The sequence below is a fragment of the Bacillus sp. NP247 genome, assembly GCF_018966865.1.
Classification (GTDB): Bacteria; Bacillota; Bacilli; order Bacillales; family Bacillaceae_G; genus Bacillus_A.
Genome location: NZ_CP076653.1, coordinates 2,725,237 through 2,745,342, shown reverse-complemented (window position 1 = coordinate 2,745,342; position 20,106 = coordinate 2,725,237). Strand labels below are relative to the sequence as shown.

Genomic DNA, 20,106 nt, shown 5'->3' with positions numbered 1-20,106 from the left:
ATCCACCCTCTTAAGCCAACCAACTCAAACTACATAAAATTATTTATATAGAGAATGATTATACTTGAGGGCTAGTGAAAATAAATTAATTATACTACTTCTTATTTTACATGAAGTTTTCTAGTCATTCACTCTTTTCCTTTTTCCAATCAAAAAAGAAAAAGCATCCTTTTTTAAGGATGCTTTTCAAATCACATTCAATTATGACTCAAATTGATAAAGTGGTGTACTTAAATAACGTTCACCGTTACTTGGGATAATAACAAGTACCTTTTTCCCTTTACCTAATTTCTTCGCAACTTCTGTCGCTGCATAAACGACTGCTCCCGAAGAGATACCAACTAAAATACCTTCTTCTCTAGCCACTCTTCTCGCATATTCGAACGCTTGCTCCGTTTTCACTTGAATAATTTCATCATATACCTCTACATCCAATGTCTCCGGAACAAACCCCGCTCCAATTCCTTGGATCTTATGTGGTCCTGGCTTTCCACCAGATAATACTGGTGAATCCGCAGGTTCTACCGCGTAAATTTTGATATCTTTATAAGCTTCTTTCAGTACTTCACCGGCACCTGTAATTGTTCCACCTGTACCAATACCTGCGATAAACGCATCTAATTGATCCCCCATCTGTTCAACAATTTCTGGACCTGTTGTTATACGATGGATTTCTGGATTCGCTTGGTTTTGGAACTGTTGTGGTATAAAGTACCCATGTTCTTCTGCTAATTCAGTTGCCTTTCGAATTGCTCCGCCCATTCCTTCAGGTCCTGGAGTCAATACTAATTCAGCACCGTAAGCGCGTAATAAATTACGACGCTCAATACTCATTGTTTCTGGCATTACTAAAATTGCCTTATATCCTTTAGCAGCTGCTACCATCGCTAAGCCAATACCTGTGTTACCACTTGTCGGCTCAATGATTGTATCGCCCTCTTTTAATAATCCTTTATTTTCAGCATCTTCAATCATAGCTAACGCGATACGATCTTTAACACTGCTCCCCGGATTCATAAATTCTAATTTTAAGTATACATCTGCGCTGTCTGATTCTACGATGCGGTTCAACTTAACGATCGGCGTTTTCCCGATTAATTCTGAAACTGATTGTGCCACTCGCATTCCTGTCACTCCTAACACCGAGTATTTTTATTGGTTTTATCTATATTTAGATTTTGTCAGAAAATTCTCTGTTTGTCAATCTATTTGGGCGGCTGATTCTCCAGCTAAGCTTCTTTATTACAGGTTCTCAATTAGACTTGTAATATCTTCTTTAGCGAATTTATATCGTTCATTACAGAAGTGACAGTGAACTTCCGTCTCTTCTTCTTCTGCACGAATTTGCTCTAACTCCGCTTTCCCTAAACTAATTAGCACACTTTCAATGCGCTCACGTGAACATGTACAATTAAATTGAACATCCATTGTTTCTAGCACTTTCACTTTATCTTCTCCAAGCACTTCATATAGTAGCTCTTCTGGAGAAAGCCCTTGTTCAATTAGTTGTGATACAGGAGGGATTTTTTGCAAACGCTCTTCAATAAATGAAATTGTTTCTTCCTGCGCACCTGGCATAATTTGAAGAATGAATCCACCCGCTGCCAATATGCTATCATCGCCATTTACGAGAACACCGACACCTACAGAAGAAGGTGTCTGCTCAGAAACCGCAAAATAATACGTGAAATCTTCCCCTAGTTCTCCTGAAACAATTGGAGATTGACCAATAAACGGTTCACGCATACCGATATCTTTAATTACCGTTACAAATCCTTCTGTACCTACCGCTTGATATACACGTAATTTCCCTTGTTCCGTTCCTTCAAAATCAACATGTGGATTCGTTACATAACCACGTACATCCCCATTTGCATGAGCATCGACTAAGATAGGACCAATCGGGCCGTTACCCTCTACTTTAATCGTTAACTTCTGCTCGCCTTTTAACATAGCACCCATCATTGTACCCGCAGTTAAAGAACGACCAAGTGCCGCTGAAGCTGTTCTCCACGTATCATGACGTTTTTGCGCCTCACTTACTGTATTTGTTGTACGTACGCTATAAGCACGAACCTCTCCATTAAACGCTAACGCTTTTACTAAATAATCTTTCATACTTATTTATTCACCCTTCTCATGTTGTAAATTTGCATTACGTTCATATAACATATACAAACCTTTTAACGTTAAAAACGGATCTACAATATCAATTACATTTGATTCTTCTGAAATTAATTTTGCTAATCCACCTGTTGCAATAACTTTCGGTTCTTGCTTAGCTTCTTCTTTCATACGCTTAACAATACCTTCCACTTGTCCAACGTATCCATAAAGAATACCCGATTGCATTGCACTTACTGTATTCTTCCCGATAACACTACTCGGTTTTGTAATTTCAATCCGAGGAAGCTTTGCCGCTCTGCTATATAAAGCTTCTGCCGAAATCATAATTCCTGGCGTAATGACGCCACCCATATAATGCTTCTCTTCGTTAATATAACAATATGTAGTAGCCGTACCAAAATCAACAATAATAAGCGGACTTCCATATAAGTGGATTCCTGCTACTGCGTTTACAATTCGGTCCGCGCCTACTTCACGTGGATTTTCATATTTAATATTCAAGCCAGTTTTTATCCCAGGCCCCACTACAAGCGGTTTAATTTTAAAATACTTTTCACACATACGCTCTAAAGCGAACATAATTGGCGGTACGACTGAAGACACAATAATACCTTTCACATCTTCAAAAGAAAGACCTTCATGCTCAAGTAACTGCTTTACAAGCATCCCATACTCATCTTCTGTTTTATGACGATCTGTTTCCATGCGCCAATGCTGACAAAGTTTCCCCTCTTCAAACACACCTAGTACCGCATTTGTGTTCCCTACATCCAATACAAAAATCATATTCTCACCACTTATCTTATTTAATCTATATTTGTGCAGTATGTATAAAACTTATAAAAACATCATATCACACATACTTATATAATCAGTTTTTCTATACTCATCATTGTACAAAAAGATTACTCTCTATTTCAATTTTTAATAATATTTTCATCTGAATTTTTTTGTCACTTAAATTCATTCCACAAAAAAAGGAGTGACTATTGTCACTCCTTTTTTCTTACTTATCTTCTGTATCTTCATCGTCTTTCTTCATATTGATGTTTACTTTCACATCATCTGAAGATGTTGGACGCTCAGGTAATCTGCCATAATCATATAAATGATTAATTTGCTCTGCATCTAATGTTTCTACTTCAAGTAACGTTTTCGCGATAATATCAAGCTTATCTCGTTTTTCAGTAAGAATGTCTTTCGCACGAGCATAACAGTCTTTAATAATTGTTTGCATTTCTACATCAATTTCATGCGCGATTGCATCACTGTAGTTTTGTTCTGAATGGAAGTCTCTTCCTAAGAATACCTGACCACCTTGTGAGCTACCAAATTGCATTGGTCCAAGCTTATCACTCATCCCGAATTCTGTAACCATACGTCTTGCAATACCAGTCGCACGTTGGAAGTCGTTGTGAGCACCTGTACTTGCTTCACCAAATACAATCTCCTCAGCTACTCGACCACCAAGTAAACCAGTGATTTTATCAAGTAACTCTGGCTTTGTCATGAAGTAACGATCTTCCTTCGGAAGCATTACCGCATATCCACCAGCTTGACCACGAGGGACAATTGTTACTTTATGAACTATATCTGCTTCATCAAGGACAACACCAATTACAGTATGGCCAGCTTCATGGAATGCAACAATATTACGTTCTTTTTCAGAGATAACACGACTTTTCTTAGCTGGACCTGCAATAACACGATCCGTTGCTTCATCGATGTCACTCATATCAATTTTCTTCTTATCTTGACGCGCGGCTACTAAAGCAGCTTCGTTTAATAAGTTTTCAAGATCGGCACCAGAGAATCCTGGTGTACGAGTTGCAATTGCTCTTAAGTTGACATTCTCATCAAGCGGTTTATTACGAGCGTGTACTTTAAGTACAGCTTCACGACCATTTACATCTGGACGATCTACTGTAATTTGACGGTCAAAACGACCTGGACGTAATAACGCTGGATCAAGAATATCAGGACGGTTTGTCGCAGCGATGATAATAATACCTTCGTTTGCACCGAATCCATCCATTTCAACAAGCAATTGGTTCAACGTTTGTTCACGCTCATCATGGCCACCGCCAAGACCCGCGCCACGTTGACGTCCTACTGCATCAATTTCATCAATGAAAATGATACAAGGAGCATTTTTCTTTGCATTTTCAAATAAATCACGTACACGGGATGCACCGACACCTACGAACATCTCTACGAAGTCAGAACCACTAATAGAGAAGAACGGAACGCCTGCTTCACCTGCAACAGCACGTGCTAGTAAAGTTTTACCTGTACCTGGAGGTCCCACTAATAGAACACCCTTCGGAATACGGGCACCAACTTCAGCGAACTTACGAGGGTCTTTCAAGAATTCAACTACCTCAACAAGTTCTTGTTTCTCTTCATCCGCTCCAGCAACATCTCTGAAACGAATTTTTTTCTTTTCATCATTGTATAGCTTCGCCTTACTTTTCCCGAAGTTCATAACACGGCTACCGCCGCCCTGAGCTTGATTTAATAAGAAGAAGAATAAAATGAAGATAATGACAAACGGAATGATAGAAGTGAAGAACGTTACCCAAGCACTTGTTTCTTCTGCTGGTTGATACTTAACTTCAGCCCCTTGCGCTTTATCATTAATTTTCTTTTGTAATTCCTCAGTATTTGGTGCATAAGTAACAAATTGTTCTCCTTGGCTAGAAGTCTTGAATTGTCCCTTTACCTCAAACACACCATTTTTCGGTTGAAGCTGCACATTACGCACTTCACCTTTTTCAAGTTGAGTAATGAATTTATCGTAGCTAACTGATGTCGTTTTTTGCGTCGAACCATTAAAATAGCTCACGATTCCAATTACTACTAAGAATATCAGTAAATAAAAGATGGTATTACGGAAGATACGATTCATTCCTAACCTCCTCTCACGGCATAAACACTATAGTAAATCGTAACATAGAAAAACTTTCCTATACAATTGTAACGCCTGTATTTAATTAATTTGAGTAAACACTTGGTTTTAATACTCCTACATAAGGAAGATTACGGTACTGCTCTTTATAATCTAATCCATATCCTACAACAAATTCATGAGGAACAGTAAATCCAACATAATCTGCTTTCAGATCAACCTTGCGGCCTGTTGGCTTATCTAATAACGTAACAATTTTTACAGATTTCGCTTTACGATATTTAAACAGGTCTACTAAATAGCTTAGTGTAAGACCGCTATCAATAATATCTTCGACGATTAAAATATCGCGACCTTCTACAGAAGTATCAAGATCTTTTAAGATTTTTACTTCGCCTGTCGAAACTGTAGAGTGACCGTAGCTAGATACAGCCATAAAATCCATTTCAAGATATGTATCTGTTCTCTTTAATAAATCTGCCATAAATGGCATTGCACCCTTTAGTACACCAATCGCAAGAGGTACTGTATTTTTGTAGTCCTCTGCAATAACTGCACCTAGTTCGTGCACCTTTTCCTGTATTTGTTCTTCAGAAATTAATACTTTTTCGATATCTTGATTCATCATTTCATTATCCTCCCGGAAGACTCCTTGCTTTTGTAGTGAATAATCATGTATCTACCCTTCTTTGCCATCTCTTTCGAAGTAGCAAATGCAGATCGTTTCAACAAGGGCACCCAAATAATATTTCCACTTGCATCACAAACGATCGGCCATTCTTCTCTTTTTTCTTTCGGTACTTTTGCTTCGATAAAAATAGCCTTTATCTTTTTTGTACCATCCATACCTTGCATTGACATGCGATCTCCATTTTCTCTAGACCGAATACGAAGTGGATATGATATATCATTATACTTAGCAACAAATACTGTTTCATTCATGTTACTCGGTATATCTTCGCTCACCTCTGTTACAAGTTTATCCCCATTCGGCAATATAATTGTCCCAGGTACTGATAAATCTTGCGAAAAAGGAGAAACAATTTCTTGTTTAAATCCAAAACCACATTCTTCGTATGTGCGAACAATTTTCAAACCACCTGGAAAATCTAGTGAACCTGAAGGTTGTGCCCGCTTAAAAAATTCAATCACCTTGTCAATATGTATAGAAGAAAGCGAAGATGGAATCTTATATTCATAAAGATAGTTTAATATTAGTTGAATCCCTCTTCTTTGTAAAGGCATAGACATGGATTCAAAGGCAGGAATTGATAAGCTAATTTGTTTATCGCTTTTTTTTGTAATTACTTTATTCATTTTCTCAAAAGCTAATTCCTGCAAATAAGCCTCATCCTCTTGCATCTGCACGCTAAATTTTTGAAATTTCTCATGCATTTGTGGATTTTCTTCTTTCAAATAAGGAAGGACATATTTACGTAGTCGATTCCTTGTATATACTTCCTTTTTATTACTCGGATCTATACGCGGAATAACTTTTAATTTATTACAGTAATCAACAATTTCTTCCTTAGTTACCCCCAGTAACGGCCTAATTAAATATCCATTATGAAAAGAACGCTTCACTGCAATTCCTGCGTATCCTTTTGGAGTACTCCCTCGTACAAGGCGCATTAAAATCGTTTCTACTTGATCATCCCCATGGTGACCAAGAGCTACATATCTCGCATCATATTTCTTCATTATTCTTTCCAAAAATGCATATCTGCATTCTCTAGCAGCAACTTGTGCATTCATTCCATATTGCTGTTGATATTGCGACACATTAATCCTTAGCGTTTCACAAATAACTCCTAGCTCTTTGCAAAGACCCTGTACAAACTGTAGATCCTCATAAGATTCATCGCCTCTAAACATATGATCCACATGCGCTACTACAATTTCAAGCTGTTTTTCTACCCTTTTTTCTAACAAATAATATAAAAGAGCCACAGAGTCAGGACCACCAGAAACCCCTACAACAATTGTTGAATGTTTCTTTAATACATCATGCTGCTTTACAAAGTCATCTACTTTTTCAACAAATGCATCTTTCAACTTCGCAATCACCTTCCATTAAACAAGAACAACAACATTAGTTACCTTGTATATAATGGTACAACTTTTACAAAAATTGTGCAAAAAAAAGATGTACAAAATCCACATTTTTATCTTACATCCCTCCTGTATATTTAACAAAGTAATCACGTTACCTTTTTAATCAAAAAAACCTAGGTAGATACCTAGGTTTTTTTGATTATTTTATTGCGCCTGCATTCCTACTATTGGAATCGTAGCCCACTTCGGCATATTTTTCTTTACTTTCGCCACCACAATAGTCATATCATCATTTATATAACCGTCACCAGAGCGAATCACTTCTTCCATAATAATATCAGCAATTTCCTGTGGATCCTCTGTTTGTAGTTCTTTAATTTTACGTTTTATCCATAATTCGTGATTCTCCACATGTTGTGCTCCCTCAAAAATGCCGTCACTCATCATGATAAGAAGATCCCCCGTTTTTAATTGCTCACCAACCACATCAACTTCAACATCTTCAATGATTCCCATTGGTAAATTACTTGCCTCAATTTTCAAAATATTATTTCCGCGTTTAACAAAACTCGGCGTCGATCCAATCTTTAAAAACTTCGCACTCGCATCCCGTAAATCTACCATAGCCAAGTCAAGCGTTGTATACATCTCCTCTGTCGTCCTTAAAGAAAGAATTGAATTGATGGACTTAATCGCTATTTCTTCATCAATACCTGATTGCAGTATCTTTTGTAATAATTTTACCGTCTCCTTACTTTCCATATGAGCCCGCTGCCCATTTCCCATACCATCACTAATTGCAAGTGCATATTTACCAACACTTAAATCCATCATCGCATAGGAATCTCCTGAAACAAACCCACCACCTTTTGCAGCTGTGGCTAATCCTGTATCAAGAGAATACGTCTTCGCTGAACCAAATGATATTAAACTGTGCCCATTTGGATATGAGGATTTCTCTTCATGCTTAACGACGATATTCTCTTTTAAAATATCTGAAAGCATTGGAGCAACCAACTTCTCACATTCCCCATGTTCATTAGATGCAGCTGGAATCAACATTTCAATATCAATACTTCCTCTATCTAAACAATAAATATCAACATGCTCCACTTCGACACCGAAATCACGAAACGCTTGTAAAATTTGCTCCTCCTGCGCTTGATGGCTCTCTCTTTCTCGTTGTATCTCCTTAGCGAAATCTTCCATCACTTTTGATACACCTAGTAATTGCTCCGCTACAATTCTACGATTTTCCTTCATTTGTTTTCTTAATTTCTGCCCCTCATAGAAGTGATCTAATTCACCCGCTACTAAATCCGTTACTTTCTTCCCTCTCACACAATGCTTGTCCCATTCACGAACTAACTTCCGATTATGCTGCAGCGTTCCTTCTTCTGTTTCACTCATTATTTGTTTCATATAATCGTATGTTTTATCAAAATTAACTACCCAACATTGATCCTTCTTAAAACATGTTTGACATGTTTTTGCAGTAATTGTACTTAAAAATAAATCAGCCTCTGTTTCTTTATCTTCCTCCTCCACATATCCATATACAGAGAAGCTATTAGACAAAGCAGCAAATACATTAGCAAATTGATTGATTTTGTTTGCTGTAACATCGCGCACTCTTCTTAAATATTGTTGTTGATCTTGTGAATGTTCCTGTGTACCCGGCATAAATTTAGCAATACGATCCATAATAAGCTTCGGTGTTAATAAGAAGAAAACAATTGCTACACCAGATTCAATTAAAGTTGTTACAATACTTGTTTGTTTGTCTACATATAATGTAATTAAGCTTGTACCAATTAATAAACCTAAACTAACTCCTATACGCTTCCCTTCTTTTAACAATCCCCCAAGCAATCCTGAAAAGGCAAGGAGGCTAAGTTGAGACAAACTGGACACATTTGCTAAACTTAGTATTAATCCAGTGACGACCCCCACTGTAGACCCCGTAGCAGCACCTGCAATAAATGCAAACACTAGCACCAAATATCTAGTAAAAATATGTTGAATAGAGGCATCATATACAAACCAATCTGTTGTACCTGTTAAAACAGATGCTAGTAATATAATCAAACAAACAATTTCTTCTGTCTCTAATGCTTGTTGTTTACCTTTTCTTTCAACTAAAAGCGGAACACTTTGTAAAAATATCATAGTTAATACGAAGCTAAGCCCTGCCTCAATCGTACTAACGAGCAAATCGTACATAGTGACCGTTTGTTGCGCAAAATATACTACAACTAAATGTGCGGTTAATGCGGAGATAAATACTTGGAATGGAACAAGTCCAACAGTTTTACGTGTAAACCGACTAAAGAAGATATTGTAAATGAAGAAAGTAAAAATAGATGCAAAAGTAAAAAATAAATTATCTATCGAAACTGAAAGTGCTCCCCCCATTAGAGCCAAGAACGCGAGTGGCATTTTATCTCGCTTCATAACATAAACAGCAGCAAAAAATGGCAGTGCAAACGGTAAAATGTTTGTTAATATATATGCTCGTCCCAAAAGAAAACCAATAACAACAATAATAAATCCCCATCTAAAGAAAACTTGCTCAAACTTCATTCGCAACTTACTCGTCCACTTTATTGTTCCAAGCTGACTTTCATTCATAGCCAATGCACTTGTATTCATAGTATTCCTTCCTGCTTTAGGCATATTTTTAACACCACCTGCATAGTTTAATTACTGTTATTATAAAAGATGATTATTGGTTTTTTTGTCAAAACAACAGTTTTGACTTTTATAATCGTTCGACTTTTTATTCGAAATAAATCTACATATATACATAGTATTTAATTTATTTAAAGTTAGTTGAAAGAATGTTCAGAAAATATAGGGTGATTTTGTAGAAGTGTTGTACGTCTTAATTTATATTTAACAAAAAAAGATCATGCAAATTTGCATGATCTTTTCAGATGACCCGTACGGGATTCGAACCCGTGTTACCGCCGTGAAAGGGCGGTGTCTTAACCACTTGACCAACGGGCCGTTAAATTAAATATAGCGGCGGAGGGGATCGAACCCCCGACCTCACGGGTATGAACCGTACGCTCTAGCCAGCTGAGCTACACCGCCATGTCATCGTATTTAACGGACAATTAGTATCTTACATCAGATACGTTTTAAAGTCAACATATCTCAAAAACTTTTTTAAAAATATATTCTCTCACATAAAAAAGTACCCGAGTAATTACTCTGGGTACCTCTCTATATGTTAAGAATTAAACGGACTTATTATCCGCGACGTGCGCCACGGCCACCACGTTTAGATTCTGTGTTACGCTTTAAAGAAGTTAAACGATCTTCACTATCTTTTAAAAAGCGTGCCATCTTTTGCTCAAATGTTTCTTTTGGAGCTCGTTCGTTACCGCCACCGCGGTTATCTCTGTTGGAAGAACGATTATTACGTTGTGGACGTCCAGAACGTTGTTGATCACCACCACGTTGGTATTCACCACGTGGACGATCTCCTTCTGTTTTTTCACGTTCTTTCGCTTTCTTAATAGATAGGCCAATTTTGCCATCTTTTTCAACATTGATAACTTTTACTTCTACTTGGTCGCCTACTTTTAAGTGATCATTAATATCTTTCACATAATTATCAGCAACTTCACTAATATGAACAAGACCTGTTAAGCCTTCTGGCAGCTCCACAAAAGCCCCAAAATTTGTAATACCTGTTACTTTACCCTGTAACTTGCTGCCTACCTCGATTGACATAAAAAAAATGCTCCTCCTTAGTGGTTAAAAAGTCAAATTTTACTTTATTATATATAATCCTAAAATGTAGTGTCAATAAGACATACTCTACTTAGAAACAGGAAAAATTATCTCCCCTTTTCCGGAGAAGAAATAATCCCTTCTAGCAATCTTTAAAACGTACTCTTCATCATTCAACTTTTGAACTTCATCTTTTAGATTCTTTTCTTTTTTCGTTAATGAATCCAGTTCTTTTTTCATGTCCTTAACTTTCGCCTCTTTTGCTTTAATGGAACTGTTTTGTTGATAAAACGTCACACTAACACTAGCAATAATTGTAAAAGCAAAGACAAGAAAAACCGCTAAACGGCGATAAAGTCGCTTCCTGTTCTCATCCGTTTGTATTATATGTTCTTTAACAGGATTTGGACTCTGTTTTTCGATTGTTCTTTGTCTCAGTTCCCTCATTTCCGAGGTCCCCCTAACTTCTTTTTTATACGCTCCCATAGTTGGAAGATATGTCCCTTCAATTTTGCTACATATTGCAGGAACCCTACATGCTTCATTATAAAAAGTTTAACACGATTAGGGAGAAGTTTCCATATGAGCGAAGCAATAAATCGAACAGGCGAGAAAAAAACTTTCCATATGAAAAGTAATATCCAAATCACCATTTTCCATAACACATGTCCAATTGAAAGCAGTATACGAAATAAGAATAATATAAATGCAATAAATAGCTGCGCTATAATAATAACAGGTTTTATCATGAGTAGCTGTATAATTCGAACAAAAAATTGTGTTGTTTGTACAAAAATATAGATGAGAAAATTTAACATCTTCATGTATAGTGCTTTCAATAAGCTTTGATATGCTGCAAAACCACATAGTAACGCCAAAAATACATATATACGTAGTTCGGCTTCATTCACACGCAGTAATACATAAAAAACGAATAATGCTTGGACAATCCAAAATAGTATATCCTGTATAAATACAATCCAACGTTTACGCTCTTGGCGCTTTAAAAACCGTTGATATGTATCTAAAGAGGCACCAATCCAAGCACCCATTCCAATCATTGAAAGCATTGTATACAACTGAATTGTTAGGCTCATTTAAACAACTTACTAAAGAAGCCTTTAGTTTTCTCCCCTTGGTTCTCATCAATATACAGCATCTCATGAACTTTCCCTTTAATTGATACAACACCTTTTTCTACATCTAAATTCTTCATTTGCAAATTTTGACCACGAATTGTTAAAAAACCCATTACGGTCTCAAGTAAAAACTCTTCGCTATCAAAACTCTCTACTTGCTTTACACCAGTAATATCGATTAAACGCCTGCCACGCATGATAATATCATGCTCTACAGAAACATTTTGTTGATTAGAAGACATAGGTGAGTAACCATTATTCACGAAAATCCCCCCATAGCTTTATACTAGCTAATAGTAATGTATGAAGGGCTAACCTATTTTAGAACAAGCCTTCTTCCGCTTTCACTTTTTCCTCACGAACGAGACTATACATGTTTGCTGCATCTTCTTTTTTAGTTGTTTCTTTCAATTCATTTACTTTCACAGTTACTATTTTTTGCCCGAAACGAATTGTTAATTCATCCTCTACCTTCACATCTGAACTCGCTTTTGCCACTTGGCCATTAATCGAAATTCTTCCTTGGTCAGACACTTCTTTTGCTAATGTTCTTCTTTTAATTAAACGTGATACTTTCAAAAATTTATCTAGACGCATATCAAATCCCCCTATTAACGCTCTGTTTGTTTTGCCTCTTCCCATAAAACATCTAACTGTTCTAATGATAAATCTTGCATTTCCTTATTCATTTCAGCTACTTTTGCTTCCATGTATAAAAAGCGAGCCATAAATTTCTCATTAGTTGAACGTAACGCTTCTTCTGGATCTAATTTATAATGACGAGCTATATTAACAAATGCAAATAGTAAATCACCAAATTCACCTAGCATCTTTTTCTCATCCATGTTTACAACTTCTTGTTGGAATTCTTGCCATTCTTCTAAGGCCTTCTCTATCATCGGCTGCACATCAACCCAATCAAATCCAACCTTTCCAGCTTTCTTCTGAATTTCATAAGCACGCATTAGCTGTGGCAAGCTTTTTGGAATACCCGCTAAAACAGATTCTTTCACGAATCCCTTTTCTTGTTTTTTAATTTCTTCCCAATTTGCAATCACTTCATCAGCATTATTTACATCCGTATTCCCAAACACATGCGGATGACGACGAACCATTTTCTCAGCTAAAGTCCGAATAATATCATCTATAGAGAACCAACCTTCATCCTCTCCAATTTGAGCATGAAGCATAACTTGTAATAATATATCACCCAGTTCTTCTACTAAATGATCATCATCCTCTTCATCAATTGCTTCTAGCACTTCATATGCTTCTTCAATTAAGTATTCCTTTAAAGATTGATGAGTTTGTTTTTTATCCCACGGGCAACCATTCGGTCCACGCAGTTCCGCAATAATTGCTCTAAGCACATCAAACTGCTGATACAAAGACGCACGTTCCTTAACCGGGGGTACATATACACTCGTTAAATTATTTAACTCCGTTTCATGATCTAACATGTATAACGGTACCTTTTTTACTCGCTCAAATGAAGTTCCTGCAGCTGTTACGATATACACTTCATAATCATCTGGCAACATCTCCATTAACATCAGTTTCACATCTGAAGCAACGAACGCATCATACACTTGGCAAAAGATTAAATGTTGACGTAATTCTAATTGGCCTCTTTCAAATGATGTAGCATCAATTAATTGGAATCCTTCAATCGGATCAATCTTTAGGCTCGCAAACATCGGATCAAGGAAACTTTGTCCACCTTCAAGTCGCACTTCAATATTTGCTACTTCTCCTTTTTCCAAAAGTAGCTGAACGGTTCTTTCTGCTACAAGCGGATGACCAGGAACTGCATAAATAATTTCCGTACCTTTTGCTTGTTCTAATAACCTATTCGCGATTGTTTCATATACGATTTCAAATGTATCATGCGCTTCATATACATCGTCAAAAGCTGTATATTTTATACCTTCTTGCTCCAATTCTTCTATAACTGGATGTTCCTTTGTTCTAACAAACATATGGTCCGCTTCTTTTATCTTTCGATATACACCCATCGTTAACTGATCTAACTCACCAGCACCTAATCCTAAAATAGTAATAATTCCACTCACAACCAGTCACCTCTATCCACTCTTCTTCAATGAACCTTCTTTTTTCTCTTGTTTCATAACGGTTCCTAATTCTTCTTTTGTAAATACACGTAATTTTAAAATTAAAAACATATATGCTAATCCGCCGATAGCTACACCTAACAGCGCCTCAAGCGTCGCAATTCCTCTATGTCCTATATCAATTATTAATCCAGACATTCGCAACACACGCATAAAGATTATTAATACAAACCCCATACCAATACCACTAATAACTACACCTAACATATTCCGCTTATCAATAAGCGGCTCTGATACAGCTCGCATAAGCAATACACTATTTAGCAAGGCAATTACAATAAGCGCAACTAAAGTTGCAATTGCAGCTCCCTTTACACCAAAATAAGGCATTAATATATAGTTTAAAGCTAGCTTCAAACAACCTCCAAATACAACGAATATTGCTGGTTTTAATGTTTGTCCCAACCCTTGCAAAATAGAAGCAGTTGTAATTGACAATGAGCTAAATAAAATAGATAAAGATAAAATCGATAACACATCTGATCCATCACTATTTTCAAACAACATAATATTTGTAGGTTGAATAATACAAGTTAATCCAATAGCAGCTGCAAATCCAATAACGAATGTTATTTTCATTGCTAACTTTACCTTTTCTTGAATAAAGGAAAGATCTCCTCTTTCTTTCGCCGCTGTAATAATAGGAATAAGTGACAATGAGAAAGAAGTTGTCACAACAGTACCCAATTGCATAAGCGGGATACTTCTATCATAAACACCTTTTAGCACCTTTGCATTTTCAACTTGCTCTCCCGCGCGAATAAGCAAAGTATAAAAGGAAATAGAATCCGCCATTTGTATAAAAATAAGGACTAAATTACTAACACAAATCGCTAATCCCTGCCAAAAAAGGATTCTAATAATCCTCTTTTTATCTCCAACTCTCTTCCAACTTTTAAAGAAAATAGACCGGAAATCATGACGCATATAAAGTAAAAGTACGATAATCCCAATAAGCCCGCCTGCAATTGAACCTAGCATAGCACCCGCACCAACTGTATATAAATCAAATCCATGAGCAATAAGGAATAGTGATAAAAATACAATAATAGAAACACGAATCGTTTGTTCAATTACTTGCGAAACAGCCGTCGGCATCATATTATTGAATCCTTGAAAATATCCTCTCGCTACAGATAAAAATGGCATTAGCAGGAATGAAAACGAAATAACACGTAATAATTTATCTAAATGTATATCGCCCATAGCCGATGCAATTTTTTCGGCACCGAAGAACAATGTGAAAAACCCCACAAATCCAATTCCTAATAAAAACCAAAAAGATACACAAATAATTTCTTCCGCTTCTTTTTGTTTTCCTTGTTCTAATCTTTCTGCGACCATTTTTGAAATAATAATGGGAAACCCATAAGTAGCTAAAATTAAACAAAATCCATAAAACGGATAAATTTGTTGGTAAATATAAAAACCAACATCACCCGCTATATTTTGATATGGAATACGGTAAAAAGCGCTTAATACCTTCGTAACAAAACTTGCGATTGTTAATATAATAGCCCCACGCCAAAAGGCTTGGTACTTCTTCGCTTCCATACAAGAAAACTCCTTTTTCTATTCTCACCCCTCGTATTATATCACAAAGAAAAACTGGCTCTTCTTCATATTCCTTACATTCACTGACTTCTTTCAACAGCAAAAATATTCAACGAAAAAAGGTAGCAAAGCGCTACCTTCATTCAATATACTTATATCTCCAAATAGTTAATTTCTCAAATAGAAATATCATAATTAGGAAAGATTGCTACTTATAGAAATTACACTTCACTACTGCTCCATTTGTTTCGCTAAAAAGCTTGCAGCTGTATTTACTGACTTATGCTCTACTTCACTTATAATAGCCTCTTTAGAGAAGATAACAACAGCTCCAATTGGATCCCCATTCGCAACAATCGGGCCAATTGTATAGGAACTCACTTTTTCTGTTACTCCATCAATAATTGAAATTTCGCTTTCATCTGTCATAATTACAGACTTACGCTCTTCCATTGTTTTCTCAATTAAATCGCCAACACTTTTATTTAAGTATTCTTTTTTAGATACGCCCGCTACTGCGATAATGGAATCACGATCGCATACAAGCACATTATGTCCTAAGCTATCGTATAAAGCTTCCGTATATTCCTTTGCAAAATTACCTAGTTCACTAATTGGAGAATATTTTTTCAAAATCACTTCTCCATCGCGATCAACAAATATTTCTAGTGGATCCCCCTCACGAATACGTAAAGTTCTACGAATTTCCTTTGGGATTACTACCCTGCCTAAATCATCAATTCGACGTACGATTCCAGTTGCTTTCATTCTAATGCTGCCTCACTTTCTACTGATGATCAAAGTGGTGAATTTACCTGTTCATGTAAAAATCACCAACTATTAAACATAGTATTTTACACATTAGTTCTTCTATGCACGTCGAATTGTATTTTTTATCTTATATTAGGCATTTATTACTTCTTTTTTTACATCTGGTAAGCCTTTTAATAAATTTTCAGCAATTGTTAACCATTTCGATGTCTCTAATCCATTCGTTTTCATCACAATTTTCAATTGTGACCCCTCCATACCAAGACCGATCATACGGCCAAAACTACTTCCTAGCATGAATAATTTTCCACCATCTATATTTTGGCTCGCTTGTTCAGAAAACAGGAATGTTACTTCAAATTTATTTTGCTTAATTAACTCAATTTGTTCTTTCATTGCCAACACTTTAATGTTTGCAATTTGTAATAAATAACCAACTTCTTGTGGATAATCACCAAATCTGTCAATCATCTCTTCCTGCAACTCTTCAATATCTTCAATTGCAGAAATACCTCTAAATTGTTTATACATCATAATTTTTTGTTTACTATCTGAAATGTACGCATCCGGTAAATATGCATCTACTTCTAAATCAATTTCAACATTAACGGTATTTTCAACTCCGTCTGTTCCTCTACGTTGCTCAATTGCATCTTTTAACATTTGAGAATATAGATCAAATCCGACAGAATCAATAAATCCATGTTGTTCCGCTCCTAACAAATTACCCGCACCACGAATTGATAAGTCTCTCATCGCAATTTTGAAACCAGACCCAAGCTCTGTAAACTCTTTAATTGCTTGCAGACGCCTCTCTGCAACTTCCGATAACACTTTATCGCGTTTGTATGCAAAGTATGCATACGCGACGCGATTAGAACGCCCAACACGACCACGAAGCTGATACAACTGCGATAATCCCATACGATCTGCATCAAATACAATTAATGTATTTACATTCGGAATATCTACACCCGTCTCAATAATTGTTGTACTTACAAGAACATCATGCTGCCCTTCTAAGAACGATAGCATAACAGACTCCAATTCACCCTCATTCATTTTCCCATGTGCGTATGTTACACGAGCATCTGGAACTAACATCGAAATTTCATCTGCTTTTCTTTCAATATCCTCCACACGGTTATATAGGAAGTAAATTTGACCGCCTCTTGCCAACTCTCGCTCTATCGCTTCTCGCATTAACGCTGGATTATACTCTACTACATATGTTTGTACTGGGAAACGATTCTCTGGTGGTGTCTCAATAACAGATAAATCGCGCACACCAAGCATAGACATATGAAGTGTACGTGGAATTGGAGTTGCCGTTAATGTTAACACGTCAACATTTGCTTTCAATTGTTTAATTTTTTCTTTATGTGTAACGCCGAATCTTTGTTCTTCATCAATAATAAGAAGTCCTAAATCTTTATACGTAACATCTTTAGATAAAATACGGTGCGTTCCGATTACAATATCCACCGTTCCATCTTTTAAACCCTTAATCGTTTCATTTTGTTGTTTCCGTGTGCGGAATCTACTTAGTAACCCTATATTAATTGGGTAATCTTGAAAACGCTCTCGAATTGTTTCATAGTGTTGTTGTGCAAGGATTGTTGTTGGTACTAAAATCGCAACTTGTTTTTCATCCATAATCGCTTTAAATGCTGCACGAATAGCTACTTCAGTCTTTCCATATCCTACATCGCCACAAAGAAGCCTATCCATCGGACGTCCGCGTTCCATATCTTTCTTAATCTCTTCAATAGAACGTAGTTGATCCTCTGTCTCTTGATACGGGAAAGAAGATTCAAATTCTTGTTGTTCTGCCGTATCTGGTGTATATGCATAACCTTTCGAAGCTTCACGCTCGGCATATAATTTAATTAGGTCATCTGCAATGTCTTGTACAGATTTTTCAACTTTCGTTTTGACCTTCTTCCAATCATTTCCGCCTAATTTATAAACTTTTGGATCCTTACCTTCAGACCCTACGTATTTTTGCACTTGATCAATTTGTTCAATTGGAACGTATAACTTATCATTACCTTGATATTTAATATTTAAATAATCTTTATGAACACCATTAATCTCTAATGTCTCAATACCTAAAAATTTACCTATACCATGATTTACATGAACTACATGGTCTCCAACTTTTAATTCCGAATAACTTTTAATACGTTCAGCGTTAGATAACTTTTGCTTACGTTGTGATTTTTTAACTTTCTTATGAAAAAGTTCCTTTTCAGTAATGACAACAAACTTTTGCATCGGCATTTCAAAGCCTGCATGTAAATCACCTACAGCAATTTGTAACCTTCCAGGCAATAAGATATCTGTGGCCTCTACAATGTCTGCATCAATATCATAATCACTTAAAATATGTTGTAGTTTTTTTACACGTTCATCATCGGTTCCAAGCACAACGGTCGTAAAATGCCCTTCATTCCATCTATCAATTTCAGTTTTTAACAACTGCATTTGTCCGTGGAAATCTTGCATCGTTTTACATGTCACATTCACAATATTTTGAGGATGTGTGTGTGCTATATGGCGTAAGAATAACGTTAAATATACAAAACTTCTTTTTTTATTATGAAGAAACTCCTCAAACGAGTGGGAGAAAGATAAATCCTGAATAATTGTTCCTTCGCCAAGAAGTGAGATATACCATTCCGCTTCTTCTGTTTCAAGATGTGATGCTGTTTCTTGAATACGGGAAATCTCATCTAAAATTACAACACCGTTTTCTGGTAAATAATCTATCAGACTAGCAGGTTCTTTATAGAAAATAGATAAATATTTAAACATTTGTTCTATACTTTGCCCGTTTTTCAACATTTCAATTTCACGACTAACCGTCTCAAGCACAGTAGTCTTTAATTTATCATCGGAAAGCTTTTGCATCGTCTTAGTCAAACCTTCTTCAAGATGCTTAATTCCCGATTTCAATTCTTCCTGTGAAAATAAAAACTCTGTTGCCGGACCAAACCGAACACTTTCCCTTTTATCTTGAGAGCGCTGTTCTTCCACATCAAATAATCGAATAGAATCAACCTGTGTATCAAAGAATTCAATACGAAATGGTAATTCTTCAGTTAATGGGTAAATATCTAATATTCCACCGCGCAAACTAAACTCTCCTGGAGCTTCTACCATCGACTTACGCTCATAGCCAATATGATGTAAGGTATGCAAGAGTGCATCTAAATCAATCTCTTGCCCTAGATTGATTTCAATTTGCCTTTGCTTCCATAATTGTTTTATTGGTAAAAACCTACGCAGCCCTGCAACTGGCGCTACAATGATTCCATTCTCTCCCGCAGCCAAGCGATTTAACACTTCAATACGCTGCGCTTTCAATTCCGGACTTGCAACACCAACTTCCGATGCTATCAATTCATTTACCGGATATAGCCAAACATCTTTTTCACCAAGTAACGCCACTAAATCTTCATGTACTTTTTGTGCTTGGTATAAATTGTGCGTCACGATAAGTTGTGATTGCTTTGTTTTTTTATATAAAGCTGCCATTAATAATGAACGAGAGGATGTTGCCATACCCGATACAAGTTGTTCTTTCAACCCATTTTCTAGCCCATTAATAACCGATTGTATTTCTTCATTTTTATAAAATTGCTCTAATAAACCTATCATTTTCAAAACTCCTCTC

Annotated in this window: 16 protein-coding genes and 2 tRNA genes; all 18 read right to left on the bottom strand. The window is 36.3% G+C overall.

The window, feature by feature from the left end:
* Positions 1 to 201 precede the first annotated feature (201 nt).
* Positions 202 to 1,125: a cysteine synthase A gene (cysK, locus tag KPL75_RS14420; protein WP_002107314.1), complete on the bottom strand. Its 924-nt coding sequence runs from the start codon at positions 1,123 to 1,125 to the stop codon at positions 202 to 204.
* 117 nt (positions 1,126 to 1,242) lie between these two features.
* Positions 1,243 to 2,118, bottom strand: coding sequence for a redox-regulated molecular chaperone HslO (gene hslO, locus KPL75_RS14415; protein WP_105587657.1), 876 nt, complete (start codon positions 2,116 to 2,118; stop codon positions 1,243 to 1,245).
* A gap of 6 nt (positions 2,119 to 2,124) precedes the next feature.
* Positions 2,125 to 2,913, bottom strand: coding sequence for a type III pantothenate kinase (locus KPL75_RS14410; protein ID WP_070140512.1), 789 nt, complete (start codon positions 2,911 to 2,913; stop codon positions 2,125 to 2,127).
* Between the two features lie 220 nt (positions 2,914 to 3,133).
* Positions 3,134 to 5,035, bottom strand: coding sequence for an ATP-dependent zinc metalloprotease FtsH (ftsH, locus tag KPL75_RS14405; protein ID WP_002124551.1), 1,902 nt, complete (start codon positions 5,033 to 5,035; stop codon positions 3,134 to 3,136).
* A gap of 85 nt (positions 5,036 to 5,120) precedes the next feature.
* Positions 5,121 to 5,663, bottom strand: coding sequence for a hypoxanthine phosphoribosyltransferase (hpt, locus tag KPL75_RS14400; protein WP_002124550.1), 543 nt, complete (start codon positions 5,661 to 5,663; stop codon positions 5,121 to 5,123).
* A complete protein-coding gene (gene tilS, locus KPL75_RS14395; RefSeq protein ID WP_219916804.1) occupies positions 5,660 to 7,090 on the bottom strand; it encodes a tRNA lysidine(34) synthetase TilS in 1,431 nt (476 codons plus the stop codon). The genes hpt and tilS overlap by 4 nt, the downstream gene beginning before the upstream one ends.
* 204 nt (positions 7,091 to 7,294) lie before the next feature.
* The gene (gene spoIIE, locus KPL75_RS14390) at positions 7,295 to 9,766 is read right to left on the bottom strand and encodes a stage II sporulation protein E (RefSeq protein ID WP_219916803.1); all 2,472 of its coding nucleotides are present in this window, start codon (positions 9,764 to 9,766) and stop codon (positions 7,295 to 7,297) included.
* Between the two features lie 261 nt (positions 9,767 to 10,027).
* Positions 10,028 to 10,099 (bottom strand) — tRNA-Glu (locus KPL75_RS14385).
* 13 nt (positions 10,100 to 10,112) lie between these two features.
* Positions 10,113 to 10,186, bottom strand: a tRNA-Met gene (locus tag KPL75_RS14380).
* Between the two features lie 159 nt (positions 10,187 to 10,345).
* Complete coding sequence (locus KPL75_RS14375) at positions 10,346 to 10,831, bottom strand: S1 domain-containing RNA-binding protein (protein ID WP_002009683.1); 486 nt, start codon at positions 10,829 to 10,831, stop codon at positions 10,346 to 10,348.
* Positions 10,832 to 10,918: 87 nt separating this feature from the next.
* The gene (divIC, locus tag KPL75_RS14370) at positions 10,919 to 11,278 is read right to left on the bottom strand and encodes a cell division protein DivIC (RefSeq protein WP_105587662.1); all 360 of its coding nucleotides are present in this window, start codon (positions 11,276 to 11,278) and stop codon (positions 10,919 to 10,921) included.
* A complete protein-coding gene (gene yabQ / locus KPL75_RS14365; RefSeq protein ID WP_219916802.1) occupies positions 11,275 to 11,928 on the bottom strand; it encodes a spore cortex biosynthesis protein YabQ in 654 nt (217 codons plus the stop codon). Before yabQ ends, divIC begins: the two co-directional genes overlap by 4 nt.
* Positions 11,925 to 12,233, bottom strand: a complete 309-nt coding sequence (gene yabP / locus KPL75_RS14360; protein ID WP_002124545.1) for a sporulation protein YabP — start codon at positions 12,231 to 12,233, stop codon at positions 11,925 to 11,927. The genes yabQ and yabP overlap by 4 nt, the downstream gene beginning before the upstream one ends.
* Before the next feature lie 58 nt (positions 12,234 to 12,291).
* Entirely contained in the window at positions 12,292 to 12,567 is a 276-nt protein-coding gene (locus KPL75_RS14355; protein ID WP_002009677.1) for an RNA-binding S4 domain-containing protein, read from the bottom strand.
* A 14-nt stretch (positions 12,568 to 12,581) separates the two neighbouring features.
* The gene (gene mazG, locus KPL75_RS14350) at positions 12,582 to 14,042 is read right to left on the bottom strand and encodes a bifunctional methyltransferase/pyrophosphohydrolase YabN (protein WP_219916801.1); all 1,461 of its coding nucleotides are present in this window, start codon (positions 14,040 to 14,042) and stop codon (positions 12,582 to 12,584) included.
* A gap of 12 nt (positions 14,043 to 14,054) precedes the next feature.
* On the bottom strand, positions 14,055 to 15,656 hold the full coding sequence (locus KPL75_RS14345) for a putative polysaccharide biosynthesis protein (RefSeq protein WP_219916800.1): 1,602 nt from the start codon (positions 15,654 to 15,656) through the stop codon (positions 14,055 to 14,057).
* Between the two features lie 231 nt (positions 15,657 to 15,887).
* Positions 15,888 to 16,424, bottom strand: coding sequence for a stage V sporulation protein T (gene spoVT / locus KPL75_RS14340; protein ID WP_000648312.1), 537 nt, complete (start codon positions 16,422 to 16,424; stop codon positions 15,888 to 15,890).
* Positions 16,425 to 16,559: 135 nt separating this feature from the next.
* The gene (mfd, locus tag KPL75_RS14335; RefSeq protein WP_219916799.1) at positions 16,560 to 20,090 is read right to left on the bottom strand and encodes a transcription-repair coupling factor; all 3,531 of its coding nucleotides are present in this window, start codon (positions 20,088 to 20,090) and stop codon (positions 16,560 to 16,562) included.
* Between the last annotated feature and the right edge of the window lie 16 nt (positions 20,091 to 20,106).

Excerpts from the sequence above, each read along its gene's own strand:
- cysK (WP_002107314.1), bottom strand. The coding sequence starts at position 1,125 with ATGCGAGTGGCACAATCAGTTTCAGAATTAATCGGGAAAACGCCGATC.
- hslO (WP_105587657.1), bottom strand. The coding sequence starts at position 2,118 with ATGAAAGATTATTTAGTAAAAGCGTTAGCGTTTAATGGAGAGGTTCGT.
- KPL75_RS14410 (WP_070140512.1), bottom strand. The coding sequence starts at position 2,913 with ATGATTTTTGTATTGGATGTAGGGAACACAAATGCGGTACTAGGTGTG.
- ftsH (WP_002124551.1), bottom strand. The coding sequence starts at position 5,035 with ATGAATCGTATCTTCCGTAATACCATCTTTTATTTACTGATATTCTTA.
- hpt (WP_002124550.1), bottom strand. The coding sequence starts at position 5,663 with ATGATGAATCAAGATATCGAAAAAGTATTAATTTCTGAAGAACAAATA.
- spoIIE (WP_219916803.1), bottom strand. The coding sequence starts at position 9,766 with ATGCCTAAAGCAGGAAGGAATACTATGAATACAAGTGCATTGGCTATG.
- KPL75_RS14375 (WP_002009683.1), bottom strand. The coding sequence starts at position 10,831 with ATGTCAATCGAGGTAGGCAGCAAGTTACAGGGTAAAGTAACAGGTATT.
- divIC (WP_105587662.1), bottom strand. The coding sequence starts at position 11,278 with ATGAGGGAACTGAGACAAAGAACAATCGAAAAACAGAGTCCAAATCCT.
- yabQ (WP_219916802.1), bottom strand. The coding sequence starts at position 11,928 with ATGAGCCTAACAATTCAGTTGTATACAATGCTTTCAATGATTGGAATG.
- KPL75_RS14355 (WP_002009677.1), bottom strand. The coding sequence starts at position 12,567 with ATGCGTCTAGATAAATTTTTGAAAGTATCACGTTTAATTAAAAGAAGA.
- KPL75_RS14345 (WP_219916800.1), bottom strand. The coding sequence starts at position 15,656 with ATGGAAGCGAAGAAGTACCAAGCCTTTTGGCGTGGGGCTATTATATTA.
- spoVT (WP_000648312.1), bottom strand. The coding sequence starts at position 16,424 with ATGAAAGCAACTGGAATCGTACGTCGAATTGATGATTTAGGCAGGGTA.
- mfd (WP_219916799.1), bottom strand. The coding sequence starts at position 20,090 with ATGATAGGTTTATTAGAGCAATTTTATAAAAATGAAGAAATACAATCG.